Origin of the sequence: Rhizobium sp. BK456 (assembly GCF_014194045.1) — a bacterium.
Lineage (GTDB): Bacteria > Pseudomonadota > Alphaproteobacteria > Rhizobiales > Rhizobiaceae > Rhizobium > Rhizobium redzepovicii.
Genome location: NZ_JACIAO010000003.1, coordinates 336600 through 350308, shown reverse-complemented (window position 1 = coordinate 350308; position 13709 = coordinate 336600). Strand labels below are relative to the sequence as shown.

At 60.9% G+C, this 13709-nt stretch carries 18 protein-coding genes; 9 read left to right on the top strand and 9 right to left on the bottom strand.

Annotation, left to right across the window (positions count from 1 at the left end; genetic code table 11):
- The first annotated feature begins 28 nt into the window (after window positions 1-28).
- Entirely contained in the window at window positions 29-1510 is a 1482-nt protein-coding gene (gene gatA / locus FHX03_RS11330; protein ID WP_097625318.1) for an Asp-tRNA(Asn)/Glu-tRNA(Gln) amidotransferase subunit GatA, read from the top strand.
- Window positions 1511-1612: 102 nt separating this feature from the next.
- Window positions 1613-1888: a hypothetical protein gene (locus FHX03_RS11325; protein WP_183777733.1), complete on the top strand. Its 276-nt coding sequence runs from the start codon at window positions 1613-1615 to the stop codon at window positions 1886-1888.
- 48 nt (window positions 1889-1936) lie between these two features.
- Here FHX03_RS11325 and FHX03_RS11320 read toward each other — a convergent pair whose 3' ends face one another.
- Complete coding sequence (locus FHX03_RS11320) at window positions 1937-2194, bottom strand: YjhX family toxin (RefSeq protein ID WP_003586907.1); 258 nt, start codon at window positions 2192-2194, stop codon at window positions 1937-1939.
- 297 nt (window positions 2195-2491) lie between these two features.
- On the opposite strand from FHX03_RS11320, the gene FHX03_RS11315 reads away from it, so the two are divergent.
- Window positions 2492-3001 carry a GNAT family N-acetyltransferase gene (locus FHX03_RS11315; RefSeq protein ID WP_183853651.1) on the top strand — a complete coding sequence of 170 codons (510 nt, stop codon included), beginning with the start codon at window positions 2492-2494 and terminating at the stop codon, window positions 2999-3001.
- Window positions 3002-3071: 70 nt separating this feature from the next.
- Here FHX03_RS11315 and FHX03_RS11310 read toward each other — a convergent pair whose 3' ends face one another.
- Window positions 3072-3446: a VOC family protein gene (locus FHX03_RS11310; RefSeq protein ID WP_183853649.1), complete on the bottom strand. Its 375-nt coding sequence runs from the start codon at window positions 3444-3446 to the stop codon at window positions 3072-3074.
- Between the two features lie 6 nt (window positions 3447-3452).
- Window positions 3453-3629, bottom strand: coding sequence for a hypothetical protein (locus tag FHX03_RS11305; protein WP_003586904.1), 177 nt, complete (start codon window positions 3627-3629; stop codon window positions 3453-3455).
- Between the two features lie 268 nt (window positions 3630-3897).
- Between FHX03_RS11305 and gatB the strand changes: the two genes are divergently transcribed.
- The 5 genes from gatB (at window position 3898) to FHX03_RS11280 (ending at window position 7442) form a co-directional block, all read left to right on the top strand.
- A complete protein-coding gene (gene gatB, locus FHX03_RS11300) occupies window positions 3898-5400 on the top strand; it encodes an Asp-tRNA(Asn)/Glu-tRNA(Gln) amidotransferase subunit GatB (protein ID WP_097625322.1) in 1503 nt (500 codons plus the stop codon).
- Between the two features lie 3 nt (window positions 5401-5403).
- Complete coding sequence (locus FHX03_RS11295) at window positions 5404-5907, top strand: GNAT family N-acetyltransferase (RefSeq protein WP_183853647.1); 504 nt, start codon at window positions 5404-5406, stop codon at window positions 5905-5907.
- Window positions 5908-5910: 3 nt separating this feature from the next.
- Window positions 5911-6384, top strand: coding sequence for a GNAT family N-acetyltransferase (locus FHX03_RS11290; protein WP_183853645.1), 474 nt, complete (start codon window positions 5911-5913; stop codon window positions 6382-6384).
- 103 nt (window positions 6385-6487) lie between these two features.
- Complete coding sequence (locus tag FHX03_RS11285) at window positions 6488-6886, top strand: NADH:ubiquinone oxidoreductase subunit NDUFA12 (protein ID WP_003586900.1); 399 nt, start codon at window positions 6488-6490, stop codon at window positions 6884-6886.
- A 115-nt stretch (window positions 6887-7001) separates the two neighbouring features.
- Window positions 7002-7442, top strand: a complete 441-nt coding sequence (locus tag FHX03_RS11280) for a DUF2155 domain-containing protein (protein ID WP_097625325.1) — start codon at window positions 7002-7004, stop codon at window positions 7440-7442.
- A 37-nt stretch (window positions 7443-7479) separates the two neighbouring features.
- Here the strand turns inward: FHX03_RS11280 and FHX03_RS11275 are convergent, their stop codons facing one another.
- From FHX03_RS11275 to FHX03_RS11250, 6 genes are all read right to left on the bottom strand, one after another.
- On the bottom strand, window positions 7480-8409 hold the full coding sequence (locus tag FHX03_RS11275; RefSeq protein ID WP_183853949.1) for a DUF2167 domain-containing protein: 930 nt from the start codon (window positions 8407-8409) through the stop codon (window positions 7480-7482).
- 76 nt (window positions 8410-8485) lie between these two features.
- Window positions 8486-9100, bottom strand: a complete 615-nt coding sequence (aat, locus tag FHX03_RS11270; RefSeq protein ID WP_183853643.1) for a leucyl/phenylalanyl-tRNA--protein transferase — start codon at window positions 9098-9100, stop codon at window positions 8486-8488.
- Between the two features lie 7 nt (window positions 9101-9107).
- Window positions 9108-10463, bottom strand: a complete 1356-nt coding sequence (accC, locus tag FHX03_RS11265) for an acetyl-CoA carboxylase biotin carboxylase subunit (RefSeq protein WP_179867103.1) — start codon at window positions 10461-10463, stop codon at window positions 9108-9110.
- Between the two features lie 4 nt (window positions 10464-10467).
- Window positions 10468-10941, bottom strand: coding sequence for an acetyl-CoA carboxylase biotin carboxyl carrier protein (gene accB, locus FHX03_RS11260; protein ID WP_097625328.1), 474 nt, complete (start codon window positions 10939-10941; stop codon window positions 10468-10470).
- 20 nt (window positions 10942-10961) lie between these two features.
- Window positions 10962-11399, bottom strand: a complete 438-nt coding sequence (gene aroQ, locus FHX03_RS11255; RefSeq protein WP_003578965.1) for a type II 3-dehydroquinate dehydratase — start codon at window positions 11397-11399, stop codon at window positions 10962-10964.
- A gap of 160 nt (window positions 11400-11559) precedes the next feature.
- Window positions 11560-12318 (bottom strand): DsbA family protein, encoded by a 759-nt coding sequence (locus FHX03_RS11250; protein ID WP_183853641.1) that lies wholly within the window; start codon window positions 12316-12318, stop codon window positions 11560-11562.
- A gap of 210 nt (window positions 12319-12528) precedes the next feature.
- Here FHX03_RS11250 and FHX03_RS11245 point away from each other — a divergent pair, with 210 nt between their 5' ends.
- Window positions 12529-13686: a pyridoxal phosphate-dependent aminotransferase gene (locus FHX03_RS11245; protein WP_183853639.1), complete on the top strand. Its 1158-nt coding sequence runs from the start codon at window positions 12529-12531 to the stop codon at window positions 13684-13686.
- Window positions 13687-13709 lie beyond the last annotated feature (23 nt).

Sequence of the window (13709 nt, the reverse complement as noted above, 5' to 3'; positions counted from 1 at the left end):
CCATTTTCAGATCTAAAGCGAAAACATCATGAGCGAACTCACCAGCCTGACCATTGCCGAAGCCCGCCGCAAGCTGCGCGCCAAGGAAATCACCGCACTCGAACTGACCGAGGCCTATATCTCGGCGATCGATGCGGCCAATGGTCATCTTAACGCCTATATCAAGGTGACGCCGGATCTCGCCCGCCTGATGGCGAAGAACTCCGACGAGCGCATCGCTGCCGGCAAGGCCGGCGAACTCGAAGGCATCCCGCTCGGCATCAAGGATCTCTTTGCCACGGTAGGCGTCCACACCCAAGCCTGCAGCCATATTCTCGATGGTTTCGAGCCGCGCTATGAATCGACCGTCACGCAGAACCTCTGGGATGACGGCGCCGTCATGCTCGGCAAGCTGAATATGGACGAGTTCGCCATGGGCTCCTCCAACGAGACCTCGCATTATGGCGCGGTGATCAACCCCTGGCGTGCAGCAGGGTCCAACCAGCAGCTCGTTCCCGGCGGCTCCTCCGGCGGCTCGGCCGCGGCCGTTGCCGCGCATCTTTGCGCCGGCGCCACCGCAACCGATACCGGCGGCTCGATCCGCCAGCCCGCCGCCTTTACCGGCACCGTCGGCATCAAGCCGACCTATGGCCGCTGCTCACGCTGGGGCACCGTCGCCTTCGCCTCCTCGCTCGACCAGGCGGGCCCGATCGCCCGTGACGTGCGCGATGCCGCCATCCTTCTGAAGTCGATGGCCAGCGTCGACGCCAAGGACACGACGTCGGTCGATCTGCCCGTTCCGGATTATGAGGCAGCCCTTGGTCAGTCGCTGAAGGGCATGAAGATCGGCATTCCAAGCGAATACCGGGTCGACGGCATGCCTGAGGAGATCGAGACCCTCTGGCGTCAGGGCATCGCCTGGCTGAAGGATGCCGGCGCCGAAATCGTCGACATCACGCTGCCGCACACCAAATACGCACTTCCGGCCTATTACATCGTCGCTCCGGCCGAGGCATCATCGAATCTGGCGCGGTACGACGGCGTGCGCTACGGCCTGCGCGTCGACGGCAAGGATATCGTCGACATGTACGAGAAGACGCGCGCCGCCGGCTTTGGCCAGGAAGTCAAGCGCCGTATCATGATCGGCACCTATGTGCTGTCGGCCGGTTATTACGACGCCTATTATATCCGCGCCCAGAAGGTCCGCACGCTGATCAAGCGCGATTTCGAACTCGCCTTCGACGCCGGCGTCGACGCCATCCTGACGCCGGCAACCCCGTCGTCCGCCTTCGGCGTCGCCGATGAGAACCTCGCTGCCGACCCGGTGAAGATGTATCTGAACGACATCTTCACCGTCACGGTCAACATGGCCGGCCTGCCTGGTATCGCCGTGCCCGCCGGTCTCGACCAGAAGGGCCTGCCGCTCGGCCTGCAGCTGATCGGCAAGCCCTTCGACGAGGAAACCCTCTTCAAGACTGCTCACGTCATCGAGCAGGCAGCCGGCCGGTTCACGCCGGCCAAGTGGTGGTAACAGGCTGCACGATCCCGCTCTTCCACAGCATGGGCGTCGAATGCGAAAAGGTGCATCTTAAGAAGCTGTTGGCTGATCGATAACGGGAATCAGGAGGAGCGTGTGGCGACCAATGATCTTGCGCGATTGATCGAGGCAACTGATCGCCTTGCCGCCGGCGGCTTCACCGTGGGCGCGGATTGGCAGGCGGTTCACGAAATCTGTCAGCGCCACGAGGGCGAGCAGCCGTTCGATTGGGGCCATGCGCTCTGCCATCGCATCGAAGGCGACGACTGGAATGCCGACTACTGGTATCGCCGCGCCGGCAAGCGACGCGGCACGGGCACGATGGCCGAGGAATGGTCGGCGATGCGGACGGAACTCTCTGCAAAGGCCTGAGACTAGTCCTGACCGCGCCGTTCGAGACGCGGCCAGGATGGTTGGTTGCTATCTGTTGTTCAGCTGCGACCTGACCAGCTTCAGCCCTCTTTCGGTGATCCGGTAGGGCTGGCCACTGGAGGACTTGATCGCTCTCAGCCGCTTCAGCCTGCGGAAGAGATCGAGGTCGACGCCGGGATAGAGCCAGCCATCGCGGGTGAAGCAGCTAACCGCCTCGATCTTCCTGTCGTCGTCGCGGGAAATTTCGATGCGGCCGCCTTGGGCCATGAGATGCAGGATGCGCTGCTCCGTGCGGGAAATGTCCATCTGTTGAGATCCGGTATCGCGCCCGGCAGGGCGCACAAAAACGATCTGGCGCTCCTTCGAACGTCAGGGCTTCGTTTTTTCGGGCCATGCGCGCAAGCGGACTTGCGGGCAGGGCCTTTACCGGGTCTGTGACTGGCTCAACATAAGGAGTTTATTATTTCGCTCGCAAAAGGCGGTCAAGACCGCGATCGCCGATCAAACCGGTCGAAAACTCCAGTTTCCAGCCATGGTCCCGCGGGGGGTACTGGTAAATTCCCCGACTCAATGGTCTAGTTGCGGGGTAACGCGGAGGTGTCGTTGATCCACATTCGCAATGCCCGCGACGGCGAAGCGGAGCTGTTGAGCGAGATCGGGCTGAGGGCCTGGCAAAAAGCGATGGCGTCGATCGGCGAATCGGACGCGATGATCGATGCAGCCCGCAACGCCTTTCGCAACTTCGTGGAAAACGACTGGCTGACCATCACCGTCGTCGAGCAGAACGGCCAGGTCGCAGGCTGGGCAGCGCGCGAGGGATTGGACGAAACCATCTCGGATTTCTGGATCGATCCGGCCTTCATCGGCCAGGGGTTGGGCTCCGCCCTTCTCGAGCGGATCGAAAAGGAGATTGCCGAGCAGGGCCTGGAAAAGGCGGCGATGCAAACCCATTCCGGCAACAACGAGGCGATCGGCTTCTTCCGCAAGCACGGCTACAGCATCCACTGGCTCTCGGTCGCCTATAATCCGAAGCTCGACCGCGACGTGCCCTCGGTCGGGCTGACGAAATCGCTGGTTTCGGACGGTGAGGGCGGGTACGGGCAGGAATTCTGACGTTTCGAAAGTCAGGCGGAAAGCGAAAGATTGCTCGCTTTGCGAATATCAGTGTTCAGCCCATAGCGGACTATTCGGACGTCACGCAAAAATTGTTGCCTTCGGGATCATTCAACACGCTGTAGCTATCCGTTTCGCGGACGAATGTCGCACCGAGGGATAAGAGCCGCTGAACTTCTTTTTCTCGATCTGGAGCGGCGATATCGAGATGTACGCGGTTGCGGATGGGACGTTCTCCCCGACGAAGGTGGAAGCAAAAGCGCAGGCCCGGACCATCGACCATCACGGTCGGGTCCGTGTCAGGTGTCAGTCCGATCGCGGCGAGGCGGGCCAACTCCGCATCGTCATAGGGCATCACTTCGTAGCCATCGAGCGCAGCCGCCCAGAAACGAGCAACCCGTGAGGGGACGTCGCAATCAACCACGATTTCTTTCAGCTTTGCCATAACGCTTTACAACTTATCCGATCGACGCTGGAGAACGCGCTCAAAGATCGCTCCGCCGATGGCCGGCAGCAATGCGAAAAGAATGAGTTGTGGTGTTCCCTGCAGCGTCAACAGGGCGGAAATGGTCAACGCGATCAGCACTCCCGCCAAGGCTCCGGCCAGATAGGGAAGATAATCCTTCAATACTGCCTCCGTCGTGCGAAGATCTCAAATCAAAGCGGCATCGTGGCTGAAGATAGAGATCCTGATGCTGACGACAACCGGGAGCGGGCTAAACTCATGTCCATTAGCATGATCAAATATTGAGCCGTCGCGCTTCAGGTGCAAAGCCGCCTCGATCTGGGCGGAAGCGGGCAACGGCCACTGCTACACAATTCCGCGAAAGCCTTGCACCGACATCCCATTTCCGTTACCTCACCAGTGGAAAAGAACAGCCTGCAAAGAGTATCAGATGACCCTTGTCGATGTCCGCACGCCTGATCCGAAACGCTTCATCCCCGGCGCCACCGGCGACTGGGAAGTCATCGTCGGCATGGAAGTCCATGCCCAGGTGCTGTCCAATTCGAAGCTCTTCTCCGGCGCCTCGACGGAATTCGGCAAGCCGCAGAATTCGAACGTTTCGCTGGTCGATGCCGCCATGCCCGGCATGCTGCCCGTCATCAACGAGGAATGCGTCAGGCAGGCCGTGCGCACCGGTCTCGGCCTCAAGGCCCAGATCAACAAGCGCTCGCTCTTCGACCGCAAGAACTATTTCTATCCCGACCTGCCGCAGGGCTATCAGATCTCGCAGTTCAAGGATCCGATCGTCGGCGAGGGCAAGATCGTCATTTCGCTCGGGCCGGACCGCCAGGGCCAGTTCGAGGATATCGAGATCGGCATCGAGCGCCTGCATCTGGAGCAGGATGCCGGCAAGTCGCTGCATGACCAGCATGCGACCATGTCCTATGTCGATCTGAACCGCTCCGGCGTCGCGCTGATGGAGATCGTCTCCAAGCCCGACATGCGCTCGTCCGACGAAGCCAAGGCCTATATGACCAAGCTGCGTTCGATCGTGCGTTATCTCGGCACCTGCGACGGCAACATGGACGAAGGCTCGATGCGCGCCGACGTCAACGTCTCCGTCCGCCGCCCCGGCGAAGGTTTCGGCACGCGCTGCGAGATCAAGAACGTCAACTCCATCCGCTTCATCGGCCAGGCGATCGAATATGAAGCCCGCCGCCAGATCGGCATTCTGGAAGATGGCGGCACGATCGAGCAGGAGACGCGGCTGTTCGACCCGAACAAGGGCGAGACGCGTTCGATGCGCTCTAAGGAGGATGCGCACGACTATCGTTATTTCCCCGATCCGGACTTGCTGCCGCTCGAATTCGACGACGCCTTCGTCCAGGCGCTCGCCGTCGATCTGCCGGAATTGCCTGACGACAAGAAGGAGCGCTTCGTGCGCGAGCTCGGCCTGTCGATCTACGACGCCTCGGTGCTCGTCTCCGAAAAGGCGATCGCCGATTATTTCGAAGCCGTGGCTGCAGGCCGCGACGGCAAGACAGCGGCAAACTGGGTGATCAACGACCTGCTCGGCGCGCTGAACCGCACCGGCAAGGATATCGAGCAGACGCCGGTTTCGCCGGCCCAGCTCGGCGCCATCATCGATCTCATCAAGGCTGGCACCATTTCCGGCAAGATCGCCAAGGATCTCTTCGAGATCGTGCTGACCGAGGGCGGCGATCCCGCCGAGATCGTCGAAGCGCGCGGCATGAAGCAGGTGACGGATACCGGCGCCATCGAAAAGGCCGTTGACGAGATCATTGCCGCCAATCCCGATCAGGTGGAGAAGGTCAAGGCGAAGCCGACCTTGGCCGCATGGTTCGTCGGCCAGGTGATGAAAGCGACCGGCGGCAAGGCCAATCCGCAGGCCGTCCAGGCGCTCGTCAAGGCGAAGCTCGGCATCGAGGAATAAGCGGTGTATTTCGTCCGCACTGCCGGCGAGCGCGACCTGGAGAAGGTCCGCGCCCTGCTGGTGGAAAGTTTTCACGCGACCTATGACAGTCTCCACGGCAGAGCCAGGGTGGAGGAGCTCACTGCCCAGCTGTTTTCGCCGGAGGCGCTGAAAACGCGTCTGGTGCGCAAGGATGCCGAATTCCTCGTTGCCGACGACGGCCGCAAGATCGGCGGCATGGGGTATGCGGCGATGTCGCATGAGCTGACGAAGACGGTCATGCTGCATCTCCTCTATGTCGCTCCGGCGCTGCAGCGCCAGGGCATCGGCCGCGATCTCTTCGCCGAGCTCGAAACGTGCTTTCCGGATGCGGAGATCATGCGCCTCGAAGTCGAGCCGCAAAATGCACCGGCGATCGCCTTCTATCAGGCGCACGGCTTTGCCGAAGTCGGACGCAACGAGAATAGCGCGCCTGGGCAATCCGGCATCCCGGCGCTGATCTTCGAAAAAACGCTCGAAGGGCATTGAGGCGTGGAAGTCGAATTGCCCGATATTCGCATTCGCCAGGCGCGCAGGGAGGATTTGCCCGCTCTGGTGTCAATATTTGCCGCCGACGCCGTCGGCGGTCATGGCGACACCACCGATCCAATGGCCTTTGCCCATTATGACACGGCCTTCGCAGCGATCGAGGCTTCTCCCGACCAGGTGCTTTATGTCGCGGAGCGCGGCGGCGAGGTTGTCGGCACGTTCCAGACGATGGTCACGACCACGCTGACTGGCCGAGGCTCGTCGGCGATGATCATCGAGGCGGTGCAGACGCGGGCCGACATGCGTGGGCAGGGGATCGGCGCCGGGATGATCGAGTTCGCCATTGCCGAGGCAAAAAGCCGCGGGATCAAGCGGGTAGCTTTGACCTCGAATGCGATCCGCAAGGATGCGCATCGTTTTTATGAAAGACTGGGCTTCAAGCCCTCGCATCTCGGCTTCAAGATGGCTTTGAAATGACCCTTGGCTGTCGTGGAATCGCTGGACAATTCGGCTTGGCGGCGGCATAAGCGAGAAAACGAATTCTGGTTTGGCCCGCATTTGGCGGGCACAAGGAAAAGACATGTGGAATCTTCTGGTTCAGACCTTTACCTGGTGGAACAGTCAGACGATGGGCACGCGTTTTGCGACCTGGCGTTTCGGCAAGCGCGTCGGCGAGGATGAATTCGGCAACGTCTATTATGAAGGCGGCATGTCGTCCTACGGTCTGCCGAAGCGCTGGGTGATCTACAAGGGTTATGCCGATGCCTCCGCCATCCCACCGGGTTGGCATGGCTGGATGCATCATCGCACCGATGTTCCGCCGTCCAAGGAAAACTACGTCGCCAAGGAATGGCAGAAGGCGCATCGCCCCAACTTCACCGGTTCTCCGCAGGCCTACCGTCCGCCAGGATCCATCGCCGTTCCGGGCGAACGTCCGCGGGTCACCGGCGATTACGACGCCTGGACGCCGGGCAACTGAGACGGCTCGATCGGGGCAATCCCAAACCCGGCTTTTGGCCACAATTGACCTTTACCCGCAGGTTGGCCGCGCTTGACCGCGGCCGTGAACGAAGAATATCTGGAGACGGGTACACATGAAGCTCTTCACGCGAAACAGGGCGCTGCGTGCCGCCGGGTCGCTGCTGGCGCTCTCGGTCCTGCTTCCGCCGGTTGCGGCACGTGCTGCACGCATTGAAAACCCGGTAGCCGTTTTCTCCGGCCTCGACAAGATCACCGGCCGCATCACCACCTTCGACGTCTACGTTAACGAGACCGTCCAGTTCGGCGCGCTGCAGGTGACGCCGAAGGCCTGTTACTCGCGCGACCAGGCCGAAGCGCAGAAGATCGACGGTTTCGTCGAAGTCGACGAGATCACCCTCGACCGCAAGATCCGCCGCATCTTCACCGGCTGGATGTTTGCCGCCAGCCCCGGCCTCAATGCCGTCGAGCATCCGATCTACGACGTCTGGCTGAAGGACTGCAAGGCAAACTCGGATGTCCCCGCGCCTGACAACGCCAAGGCGACAGCGCGCTAACGCGTGTCGCCGGCGGTGATCTTGGCCCTAGCAGGATCTATGCAGTGGGCGTCTTGTTCCTGTTGAAAAGGCCCTTGGCGAAGCGAAGCACAGCGCCGGCCGCGATGACGACAAGGATGCCGGCCTTTTTGAAAAAGGCGAGGGCAACGGCCAGCAATCCCACCTTCGCCGCAATCTTGGCGCCGGCGCCCGCAGCGATCATTCCCGCCATCCCATAGGCCGCGATCTTGTCGCCTTCGACATAGTCGGCATAGGCCATTCCCTTGTCGAACTGCACGAGCTTCGTGACTGTCGGAATGACGTCCTCGATCTCCTTCAACTGGTCGAGGGCAGCGACGAAGTTGAATTGAAAGACACCCTCGCGGCCGAGCGCACGCACGGAATAGTTCAGCGTGTGCTGCCCCTGTGCATCATCGCCGAAGACCAGATCGCGCGCCCAGTGCAGCGCATGCGCCGATTTGTCGTAGTGCGGTGTCGAGGCCCAGCCGACAAGCGTGATCTTCTCGAAACCCTGCTTTTCGCGCTCGACGTTGTTTTCTCGGATGGAATCCTTGATGTTCTGCAGCAGTTCGTCGTAATTCGTCGTGGCGGCATCGGCGTCAGAGACATAGCCGTCCGCGCTGTATTCCACAACGGAGCCCCAGGCCTCGATATCGGTCGGCGCGTATTTCGCCGGGAAGATCATCCCCATCTTTCCCTCCGCCGCAGCCGCGGGATTTCCCCAGATATCGACGAGCACCTTTTTCGTGTCGGCGGAATTGAGGTAATAGAAGCCTTGGGGCACGTTCAGCGTCGCCTTTGCCTCAGGCAGCTTGATCGCACCCTGCTGAAAATCGAGCTTCTCCAGCAACGGTTTTTCCGCTTCGGAAAAATCGCTCCTGTCCGGGAACATCTCCTGGTAAGGTCGGGCGTCGGCCTGGCCTGTGAACAAGGCGAAAAGGATCGCCGCCGCAAAATATCGTCTCAAAATTCTATCCCCCATTGCATTTTCCGAACCTATTCAAATCGGCTGGAAAATCAACGCAGGGATGAAATGATCGCGCTTAAAACTTCAGGTGTGGCGATTCCATCGCGGCTTCAAGCAGCACGCCATAATCGGCCTTCGCAACGTCGATCGCCCCGAACGTTTTCAGGTGCTCGGTGGTGAACTGTGTATCGAGCAGCGTGAAGCCTCTTTCCCGCAGTCGCTCGACCAGATGCACGAGGCAGATCTTCGAAGCGTCCGTGCGGCGTGAGAACATGCTTTCGCCGAAGAAGGCCGAGCCGAGCGAGACGCCGTAGAGGCCGCCGACCAGCTCGTCGCCGTCCCATGCTTCGACGGTATGGGCATGGCCCATGTCGAAGAGCGTCGCATAAAGGGACCTGATCGTCTTGTTGATCCAGGTACTCGGGCGACCGGATGTCTCCTCGGCGCAGGCAGCGATCACCTGCTCGAAAGCGTGATCGAAACGGATTTCGAAGGGTTTCCTGCGCACCGTCTTGGCAAGACTCTTCGACAGGTGGAAATGGTCGAGCGGCAGCACACCGCGCAATTCCGGCTCGACCCAGAAAATCTCCGGGTCGTCGGCGGATTCAGCCATCGGGAAAAGGCCGATGGAGTAGGCGCGCAGGAGAATTTCAGGGGTAATGCCTGGTGACTTCCTGCGCGATCCTGCCATTCCTGCCCTATGCCGCCGGTTCGTTGGCGAGGTAGTGTTCCAGCCAGTGGATGTCGTAGTCGCCGTTGGCGATATCCTGGTTGGAGACGAGATCCTGGAACAGCGGCAGCGTCGTATTGATGCCGTCGACGACGAATTCGTCGAGCGCCCGCCGCAGCCGCATCATGCATTCGACGCGGGTACGGCCGTGCACGATCAGCTTGCCGATGAGGCTGTCGTAATAGGGCGGGATCTTGTAGCCCTGATAGGCGCCGGAATCGATGCGCACGCCGAGACCACCCGGCGCGTGGAAATGCGTGATCGTGCCGGGCGAGGGCACGAAAGTGCGCGGGTGCTCGGCATTGATGCGGCATTCGATGGCATGACCGGAAAAATGCACTTCATCCTGCGTCACCGAGAGACCGCCGCCGGAGGCGACGCGGATCTGCTCGTGCACCAGATCGATGCCGGTGATGGCTTCCGTGATCGGATGCTCCACCTGCAGGCGGGTGTTCATTTCGATGAAATAGAACTCGCCGTTCTCATAGAGGAATTCGATCGTGCCGGCGCCGCGATATTTCAGCTTCTTCATGGCGTCGGCGCAGACCTGGCCGATCTTCATGCGCTGCTCGACGTTGAGCGCCGGCGAATTCGCCTCTTCCCAGACCTTCTGGTGGCGGCGCTGCAGCGAGCAGTCGCGCTCGCCGAGATGGATGGCATTGCCTTCGCCGTCGCCGAACACCTGGATTTCGATATGGCGCGGCTTGCCGAGATATTTTTCCATATAGACGGCATCGTTGCCGAAGGCGGCTGCCGCTTCCGTGCGCGCCGTCGACCAGGCCTCGATCAGGTCGACCTCGCTCTTGGCGACCTTCATGCCGCGTCCGCCACCGCCGGCCGTTGCCTTGATCAACACTGGATAGCCGATTTCGGCGGCCGTCTTCAGCGCGTCCTCTTCGGTCTTCACTTCTCCGTCCGAGCCCGGAACGACGGGAATGCCGAGCTCCAGCGCCGTCGTCTTGGCGGTGATCTTGTCACCCATGATGCGGATATGGTCCGCCGTCGGCCCGATGAAGGTGATGCCGTGGGCTTCGAGAATATCGGCGAACTTGGCATTCTCCGACAGAAAGCCGTAGCCTGGATGCACGGCATCGGCGCCGGTGATCTCGCAGGCGGCGACGATCTGGTGGATATTGAGGTAGCTCTCGCGCGAGGAGGGCGGACCGATGCAGACGCTTTCGTCGGCAAGCCGCACATGCATGGCATCGGCGTCGGCGGTCGAATGCACCACGACGCAGGCGATGCCGAGCTCCTTGCAGGCCCGGAGCACGCGAAGGGCGATTTCCCCGCGATTGGCGATGAGAATTTTCGAAATCATGGGCATCGGCCTATTCGATGACGACGAGGGCTTGGCCGTATTCGACGGGATGTCCGTCATCGACGAGGATCTCGGTCACCTTGCCTGACTTCGGCGAAGGGATCTGGTTCATCGTCTTCATCGCTTCGATGATGATCAGCGTCTGGCCTTCCTTGACGGTGGCGCCGACTTCGATGAACGGGCGCGCGCCCGGTGCCGGCGCCATGTAGACGGTGCCGACCATCGGTGCGCTGACTGTATTGGCGGGGTTGCGGGCGGGAGCTGCGGCCGGTGCAGCGCCTGCTGCTGCCGGAGTGGCGGCTGCGGGTGCGGCATAGGCAGGCGCTGCGATCGGCGCCTGGACATATTGCTGGGTGCCGGCGCGCGAAACGCGGATGCGCAGGTCGTCCTGCTCGACCTCGATCTCGGTCAGGTCGGTCTCGTTGAGGATATTGGCGAGATCGCGGATCAGTGCCTGATCGATACCCGATTTCTTTTCAACCATGGTGTTGCCCTGTCTTCTTCTTATGCCGTGATGTTCTTCAGCGCCTGCAGCGCCAGGATGTAGCTGTGAGGCCCGAAACCGCAGATCACGCCTTTGCATGCCGGCGCGATCATCGATTTGTGGCGAAATTCTTCCCGTGCATGGACGTTGGATATGTGGAGTTCGATGACGGGAATGGAAATAGCGCGGATCGCATCATGCAGCGCAACCGATGTATGCGTATAGGCGCCCGCATTGATAGCGACGCCAGCGGCTTTCTCGTCGGCCTCATGGAACCAGTCGACGAGCGTACCTTCGTGGTTGCTCTGGCGGAAATCGATGTCGAAGCCCAGTTCGCGGCCGGCGGCTTTGCAGTCCGCCTCAATGTCCTTCAGCGTTTTGCCGCCATAAATGCCGGGCTCTCGTTTGCCCAACATGTTGAGGTTAGGGCCGTTCAGGACAAAAATCGTTTGCGTCATCGAATGTTCCGTAAAATGTACGACGGCAACCTATAGACTCCGCGAAGGCCGAATGAAAGCCCTTACGGATTGCCGGCAGGAATCGCGCCACATTTGTCCACATGGTTGAAACGCTTCGATTTTGGCGATTTGATGGGAAGCCGTCCGGCGGCTGACGTGCTCAGCAGGCGGTCTTGCCGCAGCTGCGCATGTTCTTGACCTTGGTTTCGAGATCGTCGAGCCCGACGGCGCCCGGCACCAGTTCGGTGCCGATCACGTAGGACGGCGTGCCGCTGATGCCGAGACTGGAGGCGAGCTGGTAGGTAGCCTGGACGATGCCGTCATTCGGGTTCTTCGCCATCTCCGCGCGGATTTTGTCCTCGCTGACGCCGAGCGAAGCGGCAACCGCGATCGCCGTTTCGTCCGAAGCGCGGCCTTCGCTGCCGAGCAAGGCGACATGGAAATCGGCATATTTTTCAGGCGCCAGCTTGCGGAAGGCGTCGGCCACCTTGTGGGCAGCGACCGAATCCGGTCCGAGGATCGGAAATTCCTTGAGCACGAAGCGGACATTTTTGTCCTTCTTCAGCATTGCCTGCATGTCGGGAAGCGCGTGACGGCAGTAGCTGCAATTATAATCGAAGAATTCGACGACGGTGACATCGCCCTTGGGATTGCCGAGCGTGACGTCGTTCTTCGAATCGAAGATGTCGTTGGTGTTCTCTTCGATCGCCATATTGGCCTTCACCAGCCGCTGGGCTTCCTGCTTCTTCTGCAAAGCGTCCTGGACATCGAGCATGATCTCGGGATTTTCGATCAGATATTGCTTGATGAATTCACCGAACTCCTTCTTCTGCTGGTCGTCGAGCGCTGCTGCCGGAAAGGGAAGGGCGATCGATGCGGCAAGCGCCAGTGCGGTGAAGGTTTTCGGAAGAAAGGCCATGATATCCTCGTCAACGGCGATGGGGTCGTCTCCTGGGCGAGATGACCGTCGCCGGGTTAATGGACTTGAATGCGTCGCGTCAAGGTACGGCGCGTTGAGTTCCGCTCAAACAGGAAATTTCACCCCCGCGCGGCCCTCGCGGGATTGTGATGAGCCGATTAATGCGGCAATTGTCGGGCCATCATTGCAGAAGCCGAGCGAGAAGCGATCTTGTTTTCCATATCGAAACGCAGCGAAGTCGAGCCTTTTCATGCCATGGACGTGCTGGCGGAGGCGACGAAACGGCGCGCAGCCGGCCATCCGGTGATTTCGATGGCGGTCGGTCAGCCCTCGCATCCAGCCCCCCAGGCGGCCCTCGAAGCGGCGCGCGCAGCCCTTGCCGAAGGCCGGATCGGTTATACCGATGCGCTGGGGACGGCGCGGCTGAAAACGGCTCTTGCCCAGCATTACCGGGTTCGTCACGGCCTGGAAATCGATCCCACGCGGATCGCCATCACCACCGGTTCCTCTGCAGGCTTCAATCTCGCCTTTCTCTCGCTCTTCGATGCCGGTGATGCGGTGGCGATCGCAAGGCCCGGTTATCCCGCCTATCGCAATATCCTCGGTGCGCTCGGCCTGAGGGTTGTCGAAGTGCCGGTAACCGCCGAGACCCACTTCACACTCACCCCTGAGAGCCTCGAGGCGGCGCAGAAGCAAAGCGGCGTGAGCCTGAAGGGCGTGCTGCTGGCGAGCCCCGCCAACCCGACCGGCACGGTGACCGGCCGCGATGGGCTGAAGGCGCTTGCGAATTACTGCGCGGCCCATTCCATCGCCTTCATCTCCGATGAAATCTACCACGGGCTGACTTTCGCCGGCGAGGAGGCGAGTGCACTCGAACTGACCGACGAGGCGATCGTCATCAACTCCTTCTCCAAATATTACTGCATGACCGGCTGGCGAATCGGCTGGATGGTGCTGCCAGAGCGCTTGGTGCGGCCGATCGAGCGGTTGGCGCAGAGCCTCTATATCTCCCCGCCCGAACTCTCCCAGATCGCCGCCACGACCGCGCTCGGCGCCGGCGCCGAACTCGATCTTTATAAGGCGAGCTATGCCGCCAACCGCGATTTGCTGATGAAGCGCCTGCCGCAGATCGGTCTTTCGATCGCCTCGCCGATGGACGGCGCCTTCTATGCCTATCTCGACGTCACCCGCTTCACCAATGATAGCATGGGTTTTGCCAAGCGCATGCTCGCGGAAATCGACGTCGCCGCAACACCCGGTCTCGACTTCGATCCGCTGGAGGGACATCGCACCCTGCGCCTGTCCTACGCGGGCTCGCAAGCCGAGATCGCCGAGGCGGTGGAGCGGATTGCAGTCTGGTTGAAGTAGCGCGCAGGCACACCAGCGGCTGC

Coding starts and splice junctions, on each gene's coding strand:
- gatA (WP_097625318.1), top strand. CDS start 29: ATGAGCGAACTCACCAGCCTGACCATTGCCGAAGCCCGCCGCAAGCTG.
- FHX03_RS11320 (WP_003586907.1), bottom strand. CDS start 2,194: ATGGACATTTCCCGCACGGAGCAGCGCATCCTGCATCTCATGGCCCAA.
- FHX03_RS11310 (WP_183853649.1), bottom strand. CDS start 3,446: ATGGCAAAGCTGAAAGAAATCGTGGTTGATTGCGACGTCCCCTCACGG.
- gatB (WP_097625322.1), top strand. CDS start 3,898: ATGACCCTTGTCGATGTCCGCACGCCTGATCCGAAACGCTTCATCCCC.
- FHX03_RS11285 (WP_003586900.1), top strand. CDS start 6,488: ATGTGGAATCTTCTGGTTCAGACCTTTACCTGGTGGAACAGTCAGACG.
- FHX03_RS11280 (WP_097625325.1), top strand. CDS start 7,002: ATGAAGCTCTTCACGCGAAACAGGGCGCTGCGTGCCGCCGGGTCGCTG.
- aat (WP_183853643.1), bottom strand. CDS start 9,100: ATGGCAGGATCGCGCAGGAAGTCACCAGGCATTACCCCTGAAATTCTC.
- accC (WP_179867103.1), bottom strand. CDS start 10,463: ATGCCCATGATTTCGAAAATTCTCATCGCCAATCGCGGGGAAATCGCC.
- accB (WP_097625328.1), bottom strand. CDS start 10,941: ATGGTTGAAAAGAAATCGGGTATCGATCAGGCACTGATCCGCGATCTC.
- aroQ (WP_003578965.1), bottom strand. CDS start 11,399: ATGACGCAAACGATTTTTGTCCTGAACGGCCCTAACCTCAACATGTTG.
- FHX03_RS11250 (WP_183853641.1), bottom strand. CDS start 12,318: ATGGCCTTTCTTCCGAAAACCTTCACCGCACTGGCGCTTGCCGCATCG.